Here is a 16,349-nt window from a genome sequence, read left to right on the forward strand (position 1 = left end):
GTGACTCAGGCCACTTCACTGACTCGTGCTCACCATTGAGTAACCCTGTTCGGCACCTCGTACATAGCGGCACACGGATCGCATCCGGCCGCCGCACGAGGCGGCCGGGGACAGGAGGCGCGCATGTCGCGTAAGAGGACTCTCAGTGCCAAGAAGAAGGTCGCGCTGCTGGTCGGTGCAGCGGCCGTGGCCGGAGGTGGCGCCTTCGCCATGGCGGCCACCTCGAACGCGGCGCAGAGCCATGACGCCAGGACCCTGTCCGCCGCGAACTCGACGGTCTGCCAGGGGCTCACCACCGCCCTCGGCAACAACCAGAAGTTCATCGACGGCCAACGGGCCAATCCCGACGCACAGTCGGCGGCGCGGATCGCCAACCGCGAGGCGGTCATCGCGCAGATCAAGGTGCAGCAGAAGGCGTCCGGTTGTGCGGTTGGGGAGTCGGCTCAGGGCTCCCAGACCACGCAGCCCGCGCAGTCCGCCCAGCCGGTGACGACCACGCCCGCGCAGCAGCAGACCACCGCACCCGCGCAGGGGACGGGTGGTGGTGGCGCCGCCACCGGCCAGCAGGTCTGCAACGGCTCGACCGTCACCCTCTCGGGCGAGGCCGGCGCCCCGGCCGCGTCCAGCAACCAGTTCCCGGCCGGGACCAAGCTCAAGGTCACGAACCTGGACAACAACAAGTCCACGACCGTGCAGGTCACCTCGGTGTCGGGCAGCTGCGTACTGCTCAACAACGCGGCCTTCGAGCAGGTCCGGGAGCCGGGCAAGTTCCTGATCCGCCGGGCCCGGATCGAGAAGGTGGGGTGAGCGCCCACGCCTGACGACTGAGGAACTCCGCCGACCGGACGGCGGTACCGGCCGGGCCGCGTACGGCAGCAGCCCCGCGGCCCGGACCGCCGCCCGGAGCGGGCCGAGCGTCCTGCTGTTCGCGGCCACGAACAGCGGGACCGGCACGTGGAGCGAGTTCGGCACCGCACCCGGCGGTCACGGAGCCCGGTGCGCGCCCGCAAACCCATCGCATACGAGCCGCCGCCACCGGGACCGGGAGGATCACGGTGCGCCGACGTGCGTGCTCGCGGGCTTCACGGGCAGCCCGCTGATAGCGGTCGCGAATCGCTCTCGGCGAGTGAGTCGCAGCACAGAGACACCAGGTAACACGGGGTTCACATTCGAGCAATGATCGGGAAATCGCCTGTTGACAGGCTGCCGGGCATTACCGCGGCGCCCCGGTGCCGCAGCGCCGCAGCACCCGCAGTGCGCCCAAAGACACACCCCGAAGGATGTGGCCCGTGACCTTCAAGGCTGAGTACATCTGGATCGACGGCACCGAGCCGACGGCCAAGCTCCGTTCCAAGACGAAGATACTGGGCGACGACGCCAAGGGTGCCGAGCTGCCGATCTGGGGCTTCGACGGGTCTTCCACGAACCAGGCCGAGGGTCACGCCTCGGACCGCGTACTCAAGCCCGTCGCCACCTTCCCGGACCCGATCCGCGGCGGCGACGACGTCCTCGTGATGTGCGAGGTCCTGAACATCGACATGACGCCGCACGAGTCCAACACCCGTGCCGCGCTGGCCGAGGTGGCGGAGAAGTTCGCCGCGCAGGAGCCGATCTTCGGTATCGAGCAGGAGTACACCTTCTTCGACGGGGAGCGCCCGCTCGGCTTCCCCGTCGGCGGCTTCCCGGCCCCGCAGGGCGGCTACTACTGCGGCGTCGGCGCGGACGAGATCTTCGGCCGTGACGTCGTCGAGGCGCACCTCGAGAACTGCCTCAAGGCGGGCCTCGGCATCTCCGGCATCAACGCCGAGGTCATGCCCGGCCAGTGGGAGTTCCAGGTCGGCCCGCTGGCGCCGCTGGAGGTCTCCGACCAGCTGTGGGTGGCCCGCTGGCTGCTCTACCGCACCGCCGAGGACTTCAACATCTCCGCGACCCTCGACCCCAAGCCGGTAAAGGGCGACTGGAACGGCGCCGGCGCGCACACCAACTTCTCCACCAAGGCGATGCGCGAGGGCTACGACGCGATCATCACCGCGTGCGAGTCGCTGGGCGAGGGCTCGAAGCCGCTCGACCACGTCAAGAACTACGGCGCCGGCATCGACGACCGCCTGACCGGTCTGCACGAGACCGCCCCGTGGAACGAGTACTCCTACGGCGTCTCCAACCGTGGCGCCTCGGTCCGCATCCCGTGGCAGGTCGAGAAGGACGGCAAGGGTTACATCGAGGACCGCCGCCCGAACGCCAACGTCGACCCGTACGTCGTCACGCGCCTGCTCGTCGACACCTGCTGCTCCGCCCTGGAGAAGGCCGGCCAGGTCTGATCCGCCCCACACGCGAACGAGGAGGCGCTCACCGTGACGGTGGGCGCCTCCTCTCGTCGCGCGACCTCAGCCTCGTCGTACGAGGTCATTCCTCGCCGTACGAGGTCAGCCCCGTCGTACGGCGTCAAGTTCACGCCAAGGACGCGTCCGACCTGTGAGAGGACTCTCCTGCTCGGCTCCGGTGTCTGCTTCAATGGGGGCATGGCCAGCTTCCAGAAGTACACCGCGACGGGTCGCACCGACCTGGAGCCCTTCTGGCCTTCCCGTCAGCATCACGACTTCGACCGGGTGTGTTGCCGCGCGACGAACGCGCCGGCCCTCTAAAGCCGTACACCCCCGGCCTTCGGCCAGCGCGCACGACGTACGTCCCCGACGGCCCCGACCACGAACTCGCGGTCGTCGACCTTCCCGACGAACTTCTCGCGCGAAAGAGCTGACCTCTCATGGCGACCACTCGTTCCTTCTCGTCCGTCGCGACCACTTCCGCACCGGCACCCGCCCCCGTCCCCGCGCGGCACCGACTCCGTGCCGTCCACCGGGACGAGGTGGTCGACGTCGCGGACTTCCTGCCGCCGGGCGCCACCTGGCTGCCCGCTCCCCCGCACACCCTGCCCGTACTCCCCGGCCAGCCGCCGATGATCGGCTACCTGGTCCTCGTACCGGCCGACCAGCAGCCCCTGCTGCCGGTGGCCGTCCCGGACTCCCCGGCCCCCATCGACGCCCCCATCGACACCGCCGTCGGGGGCGACCCGCTCGTCCGCATCGACCCCGTGCAGCGCACCGCCGAGGTCGACGGTCGGCCGCTCGACCTCACCTACCTGGAGTTCGAGCTGCTCGCGCACCTCGTCGCGCATCCGCACCGGGTGCACACCCGCGACCAGCTGGTCACCACCGTGTGGGGCTACGGGCACGTGGGCGACGGGCGGACCGTCGACGTCCACGTCGCGCGGTTGCGGCGCAAGCTCGGGGCGCAGCACCGGCAGGCGATCCAGACGGTACGGCGGGTGGGGTACAAGTTCGCGCCTCCGACGGGGCGTTGAGCCACCCCGCCGCTCAGGAACTCTTCTGTCAGCAGATTCCCGTTCCGTCCGGTGGGCGGTGCGGGCAGAGTCGTCCGTATGACACCCAAGAAACTACTGATGCTGGGCGGTACGGACTTCGCGGGGCGGGCCGTGGTGGAGGCGGCGCTCGGCCGTGGCTGGGAGGTGACCGTCTTCCACCGCGGGCGCCGCGAACCGCCCGCCGGGGTGCGGTCCCTGCTGGGTGACCGCACCGCCCCCGACGGGCTCGCGGCGCTCGCCTCCGCCGCGGGTGGGGGCGAGGGTGAGTGGGATGTCGTCGTCGACACCTGGTCGGCGGCGCCGCGGGCCGTTCGCGACACGGCACGGCTGTTGGCCGACCGGGCCGGGCGGTACGTGTACGTGTCGAGCTGCTCGGTCTACGCGTGGGCTCCGCCCGCCGACTACGCCGAGGACGCGCCGCTCGTGGCAGGGGCGTCCGAGGACGCGGAACAGACCGACTACGCGCGGGACAAACTGGGCGGCGAGCTGGCCGCCGTGTCCGCGTTCGGTGCGGAGCGCTCGTTGCTCGTGCGGTCCGGGCTGATCCTCGGGCCGTACGAGAACATCGGGCGCCTGCCGTGGTGGTTGAACCGGGTCGCCCGGGGCGGTCCCGTACTCGCGCCCGGCCCGCGGTCTCTGCCCCTCCAGTACGTCGATGTCCGTGATCTCGCGGAGTGGATCCTCGGGGCGGCGGATGCGGGGGTGAGCGGGGCGTACAACCTGATGAGTCCGCAGGGGCATACGACGATGGGAGAGCTGCTCGACGCGTGCGTCCGGGTCGCCGGGGCGCGGGCGGAACTCCGTTGGACCGAGCCTTCCGTGGTCCTCGACGCCGGGATTCAGCCGTGGACGCAGTTGCCGGTGTGGGTGCCGGTGGGGAGCGACATGCATGACGCTCTTCATCGGGCGGATGTCTCCCGTGCGGTGGCGACGGGGCTGCGGTGCCGGCCCGTCTCGGAGACGGTCGCGGACACGTGGACCTGGCTCCAGGGCATCGGCGGGGTGGCCCCCCAACGCCCGAACCGCCCCCCGGTGGGCCTCCCCCCACACCTGGAGACAAAGGTACTCACCCAGTAACCCCACCCCAGGTTCTCACCCCCCGGGGTGCACCTGGCACCACCCCCGCCCTGGTGCTCGGCCCAGTGACCCCGCGGCGCGGGTCGGTGAGACTGGCGGTATGGAGATGGGGAGCGGCAAGGGCATACGTGCGCGCGGGCCTGAGGTACTGCTCGCCGGGGGACGGGGACTGATGCTGGCCGTCGGGGGGTTCACCGGAGCGCTTGTGCTCTTCGTGCTGTCCGTCGTGTCGATCCTGCTCGTGCCGGCGGGGGTGGGGATCGTCACGACCCCTTGGGTCCTGACCGGCGTACGGGCCTTCGCGGACCGCCGGCGGATCACCGCCGCCGAGTGGTGCGGGATACGGATTCCGTCCACGTACAGGAGCCTGCCCGCGGACACGCCCCCGTGGACGCGCTGCTCGCGCATGCTGGGAGACCCGGCGACCTGGCGCGACCTCGGCTGGCTGCTGGTCGACATGACCGCCGGGTTCGTGACCGCGCTGCTGCCCGCCGCCCTCCTCTTCTACCCCCTGGAAGGCTTCGCGCTGGCGGCCGGCCTGTGGCGGGTCTTCACGGACGGCACGCACGTGGGGTGGTGGTACGGCTTCGTGCCGGTGTCGGGACAGGGCTCCGCCCTCCTCGCCGGGGCACTGGGCGCGGCGCTCCTCGTCGCCTCCTACGTCCTCACCCCCGCCCTCCTGCGGGTCCATTTCCTTCTCACCCGCTCCGTCCTCGCCTCCGGCGACGGCGAACTCGCCGAACGGGTCCGCGTCCTCACCGAGACCCGGCGCACCGCCGTGGACACATCGGCGGCCGAACTCCGCCGCATCGAGAGGGACTTGCACGACGGGGCGCAGGCGCGACTGGTCGCCATGGGGATGGACCTGGGGACCGTCGACGTCCTCATCGAGAAGGACCCGGCCAAGGCCCGGCAGCTGCTCGCCCAGGCCCGCCGGTCCTCCGCCGAGGCGCTCACCGAGCTGCGCGACCTCGTGCGGGGCATTCATCCCCCCGTGCTCGCCGAGCGTGGACTCGGCGACGCGGTACGGGCGTTGGTGCTGCGGCTGCCCCTCTTGAGCGAGGTGGACGTCGACATGGACGGCCGCGCCGACGCGCCCGTCGAGTCCGCCGCGTACTTCGCCGTCAGCGAGGTGCTGACCAACGCGGTCAAGCACTCCGGCGCCGGGCGCCTGTGGGTCGACCTCCAGCACAGGGACGGAATGCTCCGCATCACCGTCACCGACGACGGGGAGGGCGGCGCCCGGGTCGGCGCGGGCTCGGGGCTCACCGGCGTCGAGCGGCGGCTCGGTACATTCGACGGCGTCCTGGCCGTCAGCAGCCCCGCGGGCGGTCCCACCATGGTCACCATGGAGATCCCTTGCGCGTTGTCCTAGCCGAAGACCTGTTCCTGCTGCGTGACGGACTGGTCCGGATGCTCGAGGCGTACGACTTCGAGATCGCCGCCGCCGTCGAGAGCGGACCCGAACTCACCCGGGCACTGGCCGAGTTGGCGCCGGACGTCGCCGTGGTCGACGTACGGCTGCCGCCCTCGCACACGGACGAGGGGCTGCAGTGCGCGCTCCAGGCCCGTCGGGAGCGGCCGGGGCTGCCGGTGCTCGTGCTCTCACAGCACGTGGAGCAGTTGTACGCACGGGAGTTGCTCGCGGACGGCACGGGCGGGGTCGGCTATCTGCTCAAGGACCGGGTGTTCGACGTGGAGCAGTTCATCGACGCCGTACGGCGGGTCGCCGCGGGCGGGACCGCGATGGATCCGCAGGTGATCCAGCAGCTGCTGGCGCGGCGTTCACACACCGCGCAGCCGCTCGGGCGGCTGACCCCGCGCGAGCTGGAGGTGCTCGACCTGATGGCGCAGGGGCGCTCGAACACCGCGATCGCGGCCCAACTCGTCGTCACAGAACGGGCGATCGCCAAGCACACCTCCAACATCTTCACCAAACTGGGGCTGGAGGTCTCCGACGATGACAACCGGCGCGTACTCGCCGTACTGGCGTATTTGGACCACGGCAGCCAGTGAAGAAGAAGGACTCGCCGACGCCGTTGAATATCGTTCAAACCTGTTTTTCGAGATCAACTCCCCGAAAAACGTGCGGTTCTGAGCCTATTGTGCCGGAAATGACCTCACGAACTTCTAAGATTTTCCTGGGTTCCTGAACGCCTCAGGAGTCACCTGCGTACTGATGGACGCCGCTTCACTCCTGTCGGGCGCCTCGATGCCCCGCAAGGAAGTCAGAGGAGTTCCATGGGACGCAACACTCGCAAACGACGTTCGCCGCTGGCTGTTCGCGCGGTTGCCGCATCCGCGGCGCTCGCGATCGGTGGGGGCGGATTGATCTGGGCGAATTTCTACGCCTCGGCGCACGAGTCCAACTCGAGCCCGAACACCACCAAGGCTGCCGCCGCTCAGGTCGCCACCATCTCCTGCCCCGATGTCGGGCAGAAACTGACCAGCGTGCCCGCCAACGCCAAGTCGAACGTCGACGCGGAGCTGGCCACGCTCGACAAGCAGATCACCGAGGCTTACGCCCGGCTGGCCTCGTCACGTCAGGCTCAGGCCAATGACGCGGGCTTCGTCCAGAACGCGATCCTGTCGCCGCTCAAGGACAAGCGGTCCGCGGTCATCGGCCGAATCAAGATCGACTTCACCCGGGTGGGCGCCGCCGCGCCGACCACGCTGGACGGCCTCGCCGCCTGCACCGGCACCACCGCCAACCAGGCCCAGACCACCGCCGGTGGCCAGAACAACGGCTGGCAGAACAACAACGGCCAGAACAACGGTGGCCAGAACAACGGCGGTCAGAACAACGGCGGCCAGCAGAACAACGGCGGCGCCTCGGCCAGCGCGGCTCCGAGCGCGAGCGCGCCGGCCAACATCGGCGGTCAGGCCGGAAACGGTCCCGTCGCCGCAGACTTCGTCGACATCACGAAGGTCGCACCGAACGTCCAGGGGAAGCCGCAGAAGTCCGCCAACGCCTCGAGGGGTACGTTCACCACCGCGTGCGGTGTGAACGCGAACAAGAACCACAACACCGACAACGTGATCGTGGCTCCCGGCGTGACCAACGGCGCGCACCACCTGCACGACTACGTCGGCAACCAGAAGGTCAACGCGTTCTCCAGCAACAACACGTTCCTGCAGGGCGGGACCAGCTGCCAGAACAAGAACGACCTGTCGTCGTACTACTGGCCCGTGGTCCGTCTCCAGAACGGCACGCAGGACTTCGACCAGAACGCGGACGGCGGTGGCAAGGAAGGCAACGTCGGCAAGATCCTGACGCCCGTACAGGCCCAGATCAAGTACGTCGGCAGCCCGGCCAGCAAGGTCGTCGCGATGCCCCAGTTCCTGCGCATCATCACCGGTGACGCCAAGACCACCACCAACGGTCTCGCGAACGCCAACGCGCACTGGAGCTGCACCGGCTTCGAGAACAAGGTCCAGCTGACGTCGCAGTACCCGATCTGCCCGCAGGGCAGCAACGTGGTCCGCACGTTCGCCTTCCAGAGCTGCTGGGACGGCCAGAACATCGACAGCGCCAACCACCGCACGCACGTGGCCTTCCCCGACCCCGCGAGCGGCGTCTGCGGCAACGGCTTCAAGGCGATCCCGCAGCTGACGATGCGCCTGGTCTACAAGATCGCGCCGCCGACCCTCCAGAACGGCGTGGTGAAGAACGCGTACGCGGTGGACGGCTTCCCGGAGCAGCTCCACAAGTCGGCCACCGACCACGACGACTTCATCAGCGTCACGACCGGTGGCCTGGCGAACAAGATCGCCAACTGCATCAACACCGGCCGGCAGTGCAGGTAGCAGTCGCTTCACCGAAGGCAGTAGTCGCTTCGCCGAAGAGCTAGCACGGTACTGAGAAGGCCGGCGGTGGGATCTCCCGCCGCCGGCCTTCGCCTTCCCCAGATCCTGCGCGGTCAGCCGCTGTGACCGGAGTGCGCGGTCTCGGTCCCCCCACCACCACTACCGCCCGAGTGGTGCGAGGCCCCCTCCTCCAAGGTCCCGCCGAGCTGGCCGCGCAGCGCCGTGACCACCTTCTGGTCGGCGACGGCGACCCACTTGGCGCCGACGAGGTAGAACCCCCCGTAGTCCTTCGCGTCGTTGATCCACTCGCGCTGCCCGCGATCGGTGGCGAAGGTCGCGAGGACGAACTTGCCGTCGGTGTTCTTGCAGATCGCCTGGCGGATCTCGTCGGCGTCCGTCTGTATGTCCGGCTTGCACTTCACCTCGGCCGCCAGATCCTCCAGACTGCCGGTCGCGGTGGCCGGGACCTGGTCGGCCGAGTCGGCCTTGGTCCCTCCCCCGCCCGACCCGCCGCAGCCGGTCAGCGCCAGCAGGGCCGCGGCCGCGACGACCGCAAGGCCGTGCCCGCTCAGCTTTTCGCGTGTCAACCTCATACGTTCCTCCGGTGCCTGTCGGCGCCCACGCCGTCGAGAGCCCCGGCGAGGGCCCTGGCCTTCGATACGGCTCCGGCGCGCCAAGTGCTCAATCTCCCCCGTTAGGGACGGAAAGGCATCCTGTGGGAATGCCGATGCCGCAACGGGCACGCGTGTGCGAAGGTGTGGCCGTGACCGAAGACTGGGAAGAGCGTACGGCGGCGGCCTGGGCCACGTTCGACGACTATGAAGAAGCGGACGCGGCGGACTTCCGGGCGGTGATCGACGCGCTGGTCGCCGAACTGCCGGCGGACAGCCCCGTCGGCCCCTTCGAGCGGGCCTGCGCCTGGGACTCCACCGGCCACTCGGACCAGGCCGTACCGCTGTACCGGGAGGCGCTCGCCCGCGGCCTCGACGGCTACCGCGGCCGCCGCACCAAGATCCAACTCTCCAGCTCCCTGCGGAACATCGGACAGGCCGAGGAGGGCGTCAAGCTCCTCGCCCCCGAACTCGACGCGCCCTCCGACGAGTTGGACGATGCCGTACGCGCCACTCTCGCGCTCTGTCTCGCCGACCTGGGCCGCGAACGCGAGGGCCTCTCGCTGGTGATCGCCGCCCTCGCGCCCCATCTGCCGCGCTATCAGCGGTCGATGGCGAACTACGCGCGGCTGCTCGTACAACCCGGGGAGTAAGTCTCCGGAGCCAGGTGACCATCCACCGATTCGCTCGTTTTGCTGAACGTGCAGTCACAGGATGTAGCCCAGCGCTCCGCAGCCTCCCCAGGACCGGTCGTCGACGTCGAGCAGGCCGAGGCCGCCCTCGTCGAGCACTATCCTCGGCTCGTCCGGCTCGCCTATCTGGTGCTGCCGCCGAGCCTCGGCCGCAACCGACGGGTGCTGACCGCGCACGCCCTCACCCAGCGCGCCCTGCCCCGGGCACGCACGACCGCCACCTTGATCCCGGCCCAGGCCACCGGCCGCGACGGCGACCCCGGCTACGCCCTCGTACGCCTCAAGGTCGTGCGTACGGCACTGGAGGCGGGCGTGCCGCTGCGGCGCGCGGCCTGGCCCAAGCGGTCCCAACTGCCTCCGCTGCTGCCCCAGGTGTGGGGCCTGAGGCTCTTCCCGCGCTCGGGCGGCGCCGACGAACTCGCGCTGGACCAGCGGCTGTCGGCCCTGTCCAGTCCCGCCCGCGCGGCGTACGTCCTGCGCGGCCTGGAGAAGCTGCCCGACCCCGACGTACGCAAGGTGCTGGCGGCGGCGGGCGTCGACGACCCGGGCACGGCGCTCAAGGAGGCGGGCTGTGTCGAGGCCAAGGACGCCCTGCTCCTGTCCCCCGAGTTCGACCCCTGTTCCCTGCACGCCCGGCCCACCGACCTGATGCGGCGCAGACAGCACACGAAGGCCGCGCTCGCCGCCGGCGTCGCGGCGGCCGTCTGCGGCGCGCTGCTCGCCCTGCCCAGCGGCGGCTGGGGACCCGACGGCGCCGCCGCCCCGTCGTACGCGCAGAACCCGGCCGCGGAGGCCGCCCTCGACCCCGGGAAGGTGACGCGGGTCGCCCCGGCGGCGTGGCGGTCGTCCGCGCGCACCGACTTCTCCGTGTGGCCCGCGCGCGGCAACCTAGCCGGGGACACCGCGCTGCTGCGCCGCGCGCTCGCCGTCTGGGCCCGGCCCGGCGACTCCGTGCAGGTCTCGGCGACGCCCGGCACCCCCTCGGGCGCCCCGGCCGGACCACCGCAGCTGCTCTACGCCGGTGACGTGGACCAGGCGCGCGTGGTGCTCTTCTACGACGGACTGCGCATCGCCCGGTACGCCGAGCCGCGCGCCGGCACGGGTGGCGCGGCCCTCGACTTCGCCCGGGTCGACGGCGCGACCGGGGCCGAGGCGGAGGCGCTGGTCCTGGGCCGGGCCGACGGCAACGTCCGCTATCTGACCGCCCCCTGGGTGACCAGGGCAGCCGAGCGCGACCTGATGAAGCCGACCGCGGGCCCGACGCCCCTCACCCTCTCTGCCGACGGTGTCAGCACGCCGCTGGCCGGCCCGGCTCCGACCGGCACCTGCACCTCGTGGAACGTCATGGAGGTGACCGACGCCTCGGGCCCGCACCTTCTGACCGATCTCGGCGAGCTGATCCCGGCCCATCTCACCTCGGGGCCGCCCGCGGCACCCCACGAGGCCGCGGGCCCGGTGGCGCTGCGGAACTGGGCGCCGTTCGCCTGCTCCCTGGCCGCCGTGCGCTCCCAGGGCGTGCGGTCCGTGAACGCCTGGCAGTACGCGCAGCAGCCGCTGCCCGACGCGAGCGGGCAGGCCGCCTGGGTGTGCACCCGGGCCGACACCTGGCGGGGCGACGGCACCCGTGTCCTGGCCCAGTTCCACACCCCGGGCGGGGCGTACGGCGCGGTCGCGGCGAAGGCCGAGAACTCGCCCGCGTGCGGCGGCCGTGACCCCCATGTGCTGGCGGGCGTGCTGTGGAAGTCGGGCACGGGCGACTGGTACCTCCTCGCGGCGGGCAGCAAGGACACCGCCTCGATCAGCACGACGGGCGGAGTGAGCGGGTCGGCCCGGGGCGCACTGCTCGCCGTACGGACGAAGCAGGGGGATCAGGCCGGGCTGAAGGGCACCCTGACGGACGGACGGGCGGTCAACGGACTGCGCTAGGTCCTGTCCCCCGGACTGCCCATGGCCGGCCTTCGCGTCAACAAGTGGGCGCGCGGGGGTTCTCCCGGCACCTACCCGTCAGTACATTGACGGCATGTCTAACAAGCATGCCGCCCGGCTGCCCCGGCCGGTCGAGTCCGAGCGGATACCGCTCAAGGCACGGAAGGTGTCGTTCTCCTGGGAGGACACACCGCTGCACTGGGTGCCGGGGGAACCGTTCGCCACGCACACCATGAACGTGCTGCACCTGCTGCTGCCGGCCGGTGAGCGCTGGTTCGTGCACGTGTACAAGCAGGTGCTGCCCCACATCCGGGACGAGCGGCTGCGCGCGGACGTCATCGGGTTCATCGGGCAGGAGGCGATGCACTCACAGGCCCACGACGAGGTACTCCCCCACCTCAGGCAACTCGGGCTCGACCCGACGCCGTACACCGACCAGGTCGACTGGTTCTTCGAGAAGCTGCTCGGCGACCGCACGCTGCCGCCCGGCAGGGCCCGCGAGTGGTGGCTGATGGAGCGCGTCGCGATCATCGCGGCGATCGAGCACTACACCGCCTTCCTCGGCGACTGGATCCTCAACGCGCAGGAGCTGGACCGGCGCGGCGCCGATCCCACCATGCTGGACCTGATGCGCTGGCACGGCGCCGAGGAGGTCGAGCACCGGTCCGTGGCCTTCGAGGTGTTCCTCCATGTCGACGGGAGCTACCGGCGCCGCGCCCGGACCTGGGCCACGGCCTTCACCGCCCTGGTCTTCCTGTGGCAGCGCGGGGCGCGGTTCTTCATGGAGAACGACCCGACCCTCACGGCGGGCAGGGCGAGCTTCAAGGACTTCTACCGGAGCGGGAAGCGGGGCGTACTGCCGTCGACCGGCAACATGCTCAAGTCCATTCCCCGCTATCTCAGCCGCACCTACCACCCCTCCCAGGAGGGGTCGACCGAGCAGGCGGTCGCCTATCTCGCCTCGTCACCGGCGGCGACAGCGGCGACGGCTGCCGAGCGGGGAGCCGTATGACACCCCGGCTGCGGACCGTCGTCGCCGTCGCCGGTACGGCCCTGCTCGTCCGACGGGCGCTGCGCCGCCGGATCGAGGCCTCGCCGCTGTGGCCGCTGCCCGCCCTGGAGGAGCCGATCTCCGGCCGGCCGCGCTCCCGGGCGCCGCGGCTGCTGGTCACCCGGCACGAGCGGGTCGCCGACGGGGTCGTACAACTGCGCCTGGAGGGGCACGACCTGCCGCGCTGGGAGCCCGGCGCCCACCTCGACCTCGTCCTGCCCTCGGGGCTCGTACGGCAGTACTCGCTGTGCGGAAACCCGGAGGACACCGCGTCGTACACCGTCGCGGCCCGGCTGGTCGAGGACGGACGGGGCGGGTCGCGCGAGGTCCACGAGCAGCTCCGGGAGGGCATGGAGGTCGAGGTGCGGGGGCCGCGCAACCGGTTCCCCCTCGCGCCGGCGCCCGTGTACGTCTTCGTCGCGGGCGGCATCGGGATCACGCCGATCCTGCCGATGCTGCGGGCGGTCCAGGACCGCGCGGAGTGGCGGCTGCTGTACGGCGGCCGGACGCGCGCGTCGATGCCGTTCCTGGAGGAGATCGGGAAGCTGCGCGGTGGCCGGGTCACCGTCGTGGCCGAGGACGAGGACGGACGGCCCGATCTCGACGCGCTGTTCGCGGACGTGCCGCAGGGCGCGGCCGTCCACTGCTGTGGCCCCGAGGGGCTGATGGAGGCGGTCGGACGCCGGCTGCCCGACGGTGCGGCGCTGCACCTGGAGCGCTTCACGCCGAGCACCTCCGCCGAGGGCAACGGCGCCTTCGAGGTCGAACTGCGACGCAGCGGACGTACGGTGAGCGTCGCCGCCGGCACCACCGTGCTCGCCGCGGTACGCGCCGAACTGCCCGACACCGCCTACTCCTGCGAGCAGGGATTCTGCGGGACCTGCCAACAGCGGGTGCTGGAAGGGGAGATCGAGCACCGCGACGCGCTGCTCACCGACACGGAGCGTGGCGACTCGATGCTGCTCTGTGTTTCACGGGCGCGCGGTGATCGCATCGTGTTGGACATGTGAACGACCATGGCCGGACCGGCCCGTTCGAGGCCGGATCCGATCGGTAAGGTGTTCGTATGACAACCGGGGTACGCCGCAGGATGGGTGTCGAGGAGCGGCGGCAGCAGTTGATCGGCGTCGCCCTCGACCTCTTCAGCCGACGCTCACCCGACGAGGTCTCCATCGACGAGATAGCCTCGGCCGCGGGTATCTCACGGCCGTTGGTCTACCACTACTTCCCCGGCAAACTCAGCCTGTACGAGGCGGCGTTGCAGCGCGCCTCGGACGATCTCGCGAGCCGGTTCGTGGAGCCGCACGAGGGCCCGCTGGGCTCGCGGCTCCTGCGGGTCATGCGCCGCTTCTTCGACTTCGTGGACGACCACGGGCCCGGTTTCGCGGCGTTGATGCGCGGCGGTCCCGCGGTCGGCTCCTCGAAGACCAACGCGCTCGTCGACGCGGTGCGGCAGGCCGCCTACGTCCAGATCCTGTCGCATCTGAAGGTCGCGGATCCGCCCGCCCGCCTGGAGCTGGTGATCCGCTCCTGGATCTCGCTCGTCGAGTCGACGGCGCTGATCTGGCTGGACGGGCGGCGGATTCCGCGCGGCGAGCTCGAGGTGCAGCTCGTGCAGGACTTCGCGGCGCTGGCGGCGGTGAGCGCCACGCACGACGAGGAGCTCGGCGCGCTGCTGCGCGGGGCGCTCAAGGGCGACCCGGGCGACGGGCCGTTCACCGACCTCGCCGTCCGGCTGATCGCGCTGGCCTCGCCACCCGCCTCGTAGGCCCGGTGGCCTCTACTCCTCGTACTTCCGGTACGACGGGTCGAGGTCGCGTACCTCAGCGGACGCATGCACCGTCGAGACCCCGTCGGTGGGCTCGATGTGCTTGCGCAGCAGCTCCAGTACGGCCTCGGTGAGCCTGGCCTTGGTCTCGTCGGTGCGGCCCGGGAGCAGGGCGAGCGTGATGTGCACGATGGCATGTCCGTCCTCCCCCGCCCCCACCACCTCTTCGTCGGTGCACCGGAACCGCGTCTTGCACGCCTCGATGCGCGCGGCCGCCGTCTCGACGACCACCGGGTGCAGCGCGAGCGCGAAGCCGCGCTGGTCGAAGGCGTCGTCGAGCGAGTAGGAGTAGTCGACGGTGATCTGCGGCATGGGCACTCCTGTTCTAAGGGTTTCCCGGTCACCCTAGCCGCAGCGCCAGCAGTGCGATGTCGTCCTCGCGGTCCCGGCCGAAGCAGTCGAGCAGGGTGTCGCAGAGGGCGTCCAGGCCGGGCAGGGAGCCGGTGGCGGCGGCGCGGAGGTGCTCCATCGAGACCGCCAGATCGGTGCCCCGGGTCTCGATCAGGCCGTCGGTGACCATGAGGAGCCGGTCGGTGGGTTCGAGGACCAGCTCCGTGGGCGGCGGGTGGGGCAGACCCACACCGAGCAGCGGGCCGGCGGCCTTGGAGTAGTCGGCGCCCCCGGTGTCCCGGATGATCAGCGGCGGGATGTGGCCCGCGTTGGCGATGCGGGTGCGTCCGGTGGCGGGGTCGACCAGGACCAGGCAGACGGTCGTCGTGACGCCGGGGTGGTAGCGCTGGAGCATCCGGTCGAGGCGCTCGGCCAGTACGGCCGGGTCGCTCTCGTCGACGCTGTAGGCGCGCAGTGCGTGCCTGATCTCGACCATGACGGTGGCCGCCTCCAGCGAGTGCCCGACGACGTCACCGACCGCGGTGAGCACGCCCTCGCCGGTGCGCAGGGCCGCGTAGAAGTCGCCGCCGATCTCGGTCTCCTCGGACGCCGGCACGTACCGGACCACGACGTCGACGCCCGGCAGTTCGGGCAGCCGGTGCGGCTGGGGCAGGAAGCTGTGCTGGAGGGTGAGGGCGACGTGCCGTTCGACCTGGTACATGAGCAGCGGCTCGGCGGCGAGCGCGGTGGCCTCGGCGAGCCGGGCCAGCAGTGCCTCGTCCTCGGGGTTGACCCGGCGCACCCCGCGGGTGGGCGTGGCGAGGCACACCGAGGCCCGGCCTTCCTGGATGGGGATCAGCGCCAGGCGGGCGTCGTGCTGCACGCCCGGCCGGAAGAACCCGGCCGGCCACAGCGGCGCGGGCACCGTGGTGATCTGGACGCCCGACTGCCCCCGGGTGAGCCGTCGGAGCAGACCGGCCACGGTCCGGTGAGCCCCCTCGTCGGGCATCGCGAGCGAGGTGCGGTCCCGTGAGGTGCCGCGGTGCAGCTCGTCGTCCGGGCCGAGGACGAAGACGGCGGCGGGTGAGCGGGTGAGCCGCGCGGCGCCGTCGGCGGCCGCGTCGGCGAGTTCCTGCGGGGAGCGCGCCGTCTGGATGGCGACGACCGTCTCCGCCAGCCGGGTCAGCCGCCGTGCCAGCGCCTGGTCGCCGGCCCTGAGGCGGGCGGCGCGCACCGCGGCCCGGACCACCGCGTCGATCTCCTCGGGCTCGGCGGGCACCGTCAGATAGGCCTCTCCGCCCACGTCGAGGCCTCGGCAGCGGTCACCCGCGTCCACGGCGGCGGCCGAGAAGTGGACGACGGGCAGACCGGCCATGTGCGGCCGGGCCTTGAGCCGGCGGCACAGTTCGAAGCCGCTCATGTCCGGCAGGTCCACATCGATGAGCGCCACGTCGGGCAGGGTGCCCTTGCGCAGCCGTACGTCGAGTTCGACGAGCGCCTCGGAGCCGCTGGCGGCCGGGACGACCTGGTGACCGGCGCGGCGCAGCACCGCGCTCATGGCGTACCGGCTGGCCGCCACGTCGTCCACGACCAGCACGGTCGTGTCCGTCCCCTTGCCGTTGACTTCCATCTGCCCGCCCTTGGACAC

16 protein-coding genes are annotated in these 16,349 nt (G+C 71.2%); 13 read left to right on the plus strand and 3 right to left on the minus strand.

Annotation, left to right across the window (positions count from 1 at the left end):
• The first annotated feature begins 123 nt into the window (after positions 1-123).
• The 8 genes from ACIQTP_RS19545 to ACIQTP_RS19580 all read left to right on the plus strand — a co-directional run bounded on the left by ACIQTP_RS19545 (position 124) and on the right by ACIQTP_RS19580 (position 8,263).
• Positions 124-807, plus strand: a complete 684-nt coding sequence (locus ACIQTP_RS19545) for a hypothetical protein (RefSeq protein ID WP_403401298.1) — start codon at positions 124-126, stop codon at positions 805-807.
• A 482-nt stretch (positions 808-1,289) separates the two neighbouring features.
• The gene (gene glnII / locus ACIQTP_RS19550; protein ID WP_054230805.1) at positions 1,290-2,318 is read left to right on the plus strand and encodes a glutamine synthetase; all 1,029 of its coding nucleotides are present in this window, start codon (positions 1,290-1,292) and stop codon (positions 2,316-2,318) included.
• Between the two features lie 201 nt (positions 2,319-2,519).
• Positions 2,520-2,642, plus strand: a complete 123-nt coding sequence (locus ACIQTP_RS19555) for a hypothetical protein (protein WP_402037153.1) — start codon at positions 2,520-2,522, stop codon at positions 2,640-2,642.
• A 119-nt stretch (positions 2,643-2,761) separates the two neighbouring features.
• Positions 2,762-3,358 (plus strand): winged helix-turn-helix domain-containing protein, encoded by a 597-nt coding sequence (locus tag ACIQTP_RS19560; RefSeq protein WP_403401300.1) that lies wholly within the window; start codon positions 2,762-2,764, stop codon positions 3,356-3,358.
• A gap of 99 nt (positions 3,359-3,457) precedes the next feature.
• The gene (locus ACIQTP_RS19565) at positions 3,458-4,456 is read left to right on the plus strand and encodes an NAD-dependent epimerase/dehydratase family protein (RefSeq protein ID WP_403401577.1); all 999 of its coding nucleotides are present in this window, start codon (positions 3,458-3,460) and stop codon (positions 4,454-4,456) included.
• Positions 4,457-4,562: 106 nt separating this feature from the next.
• Positions 4,563-5,831, plus strand: a complete 1,269-nt coding sequence (locus ACIQTP_RS19570; RefSeq protein ID WP_403401578.1) for a sensor histidine kinase — start codon at positions 4,563-4,565, stop codon at positions 5,829-5,831.
• Positions 5,816-6,472, plus strand: coding sequence for a LuxR C-terminal-related transcriptional regulator (locus ACIQTP_RS19575; RefSeq protein ID WP_402037147.1), 657 nt, complete (start codon positions 5,816-5,818; stop codon positions 6,470-6,472). Before ACIQTP_RS19570 ends, ACIQTP_RS19575 begins: the two co-directional genes overlap by 16 nt.
• A 225-nt stretch (positions 6,473-6,697) precedes the next feature.
• Positions 6,698-8,263 carry a DUF1996 domain-containing protein gene (locus tag ACIQTP_RS19580; RefSeq protein WP_403401302.1) on the plus strand — a complete coding sequence of 522 codons (1,566 nt, stop codon included), beginning with the start codon at positions 6,698-6,700 and terminating at the stop codon, positions 8,261-8,263.
• A 113-nt stretch (positions 8,264-8,376) separates the two neighbouring features.
• Here ACIQTP_RS19580 and ACIQTP_RS19585 read toward each other — a convergent pair whose 3' ends face one another.
• On the minus strand, positions 8,377-8,856 hold the full coding sequence (locus tag ACIQTP_RS19585) for a hypothetical protein (RefSeq protein ID WP_402037143.1): 480 nt from the start codon (positions 8,854-8,856) through the stop codon (positions 8,377-8,379).
• Between the two features lie 134 nt (positions 8,857-8,990).
• Between ACIQTP_RS19585 and ACIQTP_RS19590 the strand changes: the two genes are divergently transcribed.
• From ACIQTP_RS19590 to ACIQTP_RS19610, 5 genes are all read left to right on the plus strand, one after another.
• Positions 8,991-9,527, plus strand: a complete 537-nt coding sequence (locus ACIQTP_RS19590) for a tetratricopeptide repeat protein (protein ID WP_403401580.1) — start codon at positions 8,991-8,993, stop codon at positions 9,525-9,527.
• A 48-nt stretch (positions 9,528-9,575) separates the two neighbouring features.
• A complete protein-coding gene (locus ACIQTP_RS19595) occupies positions 9,576-11,492 on the plus strand; it encodes a hypothetical protein (RefSeq protein WP_403401304.1) in 1,917 nt (638 codons plus the stop codon).
• Between the two features lie 94 nt (positions 11,493-11,586).
• Positions 11,587-12,504 carry a metal-dependent hydrolase gene (locus tag ACIQTP_RS19600; protein WP_403401306.1) on the plus strand — a complete coding sequence of 306 codons (918 nt, stop codon included), beginning with the start codon at positions 11,587-11,589 and terminating at the stop codon, positions 12,502-12,504.
• The gene (locus ACIQTP_RS19605; RefSeq protein WP_403401308.1) at positions 12,501-13,553 is read left to right on the plus strand and encodes a PDR/VanB family oxidoreductase; all 1,053 of its coding nucleotides are present in this window, start codon (positions 12,501-12,503) and stop codon (positions 13,551-13,553) included. Before ACIQTP_RS19600 ends, ACIQTP_RS19605 begins: the two co-directional genes overlap by 4 nt.
• A 56-nt stretch (positions 13,554-13,609) precedes the next feature.
• On the plus strand, positions 13,610-14,311 hold the full coding sequence (locus ACIQTP_RS19610; protein ID WP_403401310.1) for a TetR/AcrR family transcriptional regulator: 702 nt from the start codon (positions 13,610-13,612) through the stop codon (positions 14,309-14,311).
• Between the two features lie 12 nt (positions 14,312-14,323).
• On the opposite strand, the gene ACIQTP_RS19615 is transcribed toward ACIQTP_RS19610, so the two are convergent.
• Together ACIQTP_RS19615 and ACIQTP_RS19620 are read right to left on the minus strand one after the other, a co-directional pair.
• A complete protein-coding gene (locus tag ACIQTP_RS19615) occupies positions 14,324-14,683 on the minus strand; it encodes a 5-carboxymethyl-2-hydroxymuconate Delta-isomerase (protein ID WP_060902023.1) in 360 nt (119 codons plus the stop codon).
• A gap of 28 nt (positions 14,684-14,711) precedes the next feature.
• Positions 14,712-16,331 (minus strand): SpoIIE family protein phosphatase, encoded by a 1,620-nt coding sequence (locus ACIQTP_RS19620; protein WP_403401582.1) that lies wholly within the window; start codon positions 16,329-16,331, stop codon positions 14,712-14,714.
• Between the last annotated feature and the right edge of the window lie 18 nt (positions 16,332-16,349).

Source organism: Streptomyces sp. NPDC090798 (assembly GCF_044768965.1).
Taxonomy (GTDB): domain Bacteria; phylum Actinomycetota; class Actinomycetes; order Streptomycetales; family Streptomycetaceae; genus Streptomyces.

Excerpts from the sequence above, each read along its gene's own strand:
- ACIQTP_RS19545 (WP_403401298.1), top strand. The coding sequence starts at position 124 with ATGTCGCGTAAGAGGACTCTCAGTGCCAAGAAGAAGGTCGCGCTGCTG.
- ACIQTP_RS19555 (WP_402037153.1), top strand. The coding sequence starts at position 2,520 with ATGGCCAGCTTCCAGAAGTACACCGCGACGGGTCGCACCGACCTGGAG.
- ACIQTP_RS19560 (WP_403401300.1), top strand. The coding sequence starts at position 2,762 with ATGGCGACCACTCGTTCCTTCTCGTCCGTCGCGACCACTTCCGCACCG.
- ACIQTP_RS19565 (WP_403401577.1), top strand. The coding sequence starts at position 3,458 with ATGCTGGGCGGTACGGACTTCGCGGGGCGGGCCGTGGTGGAGGCGGCG.
- ACIQTP_RS19570 (WP_403401578.1), top strand. The coding sequence starts at position 4,563 with ATGGGGAGCGGCAAGGGCATACGTGCGCGCGGGCCTGAGGTACTGCTC.
- ACIQTP_RS19580 (WP_403401302.1), top strand. The coding sequence starts at position 6,698 with ATGGGACGCAACACTCGCAAACGACGTTCGCCGCTGGCTGTTCGCGCG.
- ACIQTP_RS19585 (WP_402037143.1), bottom strand. The coding sequence starts at position 8,856 with ATGAGGTTGACACGCGAAAAGCTGAGCGGGCACGGCCTTGCGGTCGTC.
- ACIQTP_RS19590 (WP_403401580.1), top strand. The coding sequence starts at position 8,991 with ATGCCGCAACGGGCACGCGTGTGCGAAGGTGTGGCCGTGACCGAAGAC.
- ACIQTP_RS19600 (WP_403401306.1), top strand. The coding sequence starts at position 11,587 with ATGTCTAACAAGCATGCCGCCCGGCTGCCCCGGCCGGTCGAGTCCGAG.
- ACIQTP_RS19605 (WP_403401308.1), top strand. The coding sequence starts at position 12,501 with ATGACACCCCGGCTGCGGACCGTCGTCGCCGTCGCCGGTACGGCCCTG.
- ACIQTP_RS19610 (WP_403401310.1), top strand. The coding sequence starts at position 13,610 with ATGACAACCGGGGTACGCCGCAGGATGGGTGTCGAGGAGCGGCGGCAG.
- ACIQTP_RS19615 (WP_060902023.1), bottom strand. The coding sequence starts at position 14,683 with ATGCCGCAGATCACCGTCGACTACTCCTACTCGCTCGACGACGCCTTC.
- ACIQTP_RS19620 (WP_403401582.1), bottom strand. The coding sequence starts at position 16,331 with ATGGAAGTCAACGGCAAGGGGACGGACACGACCGTGCTGGTCGTGGAC.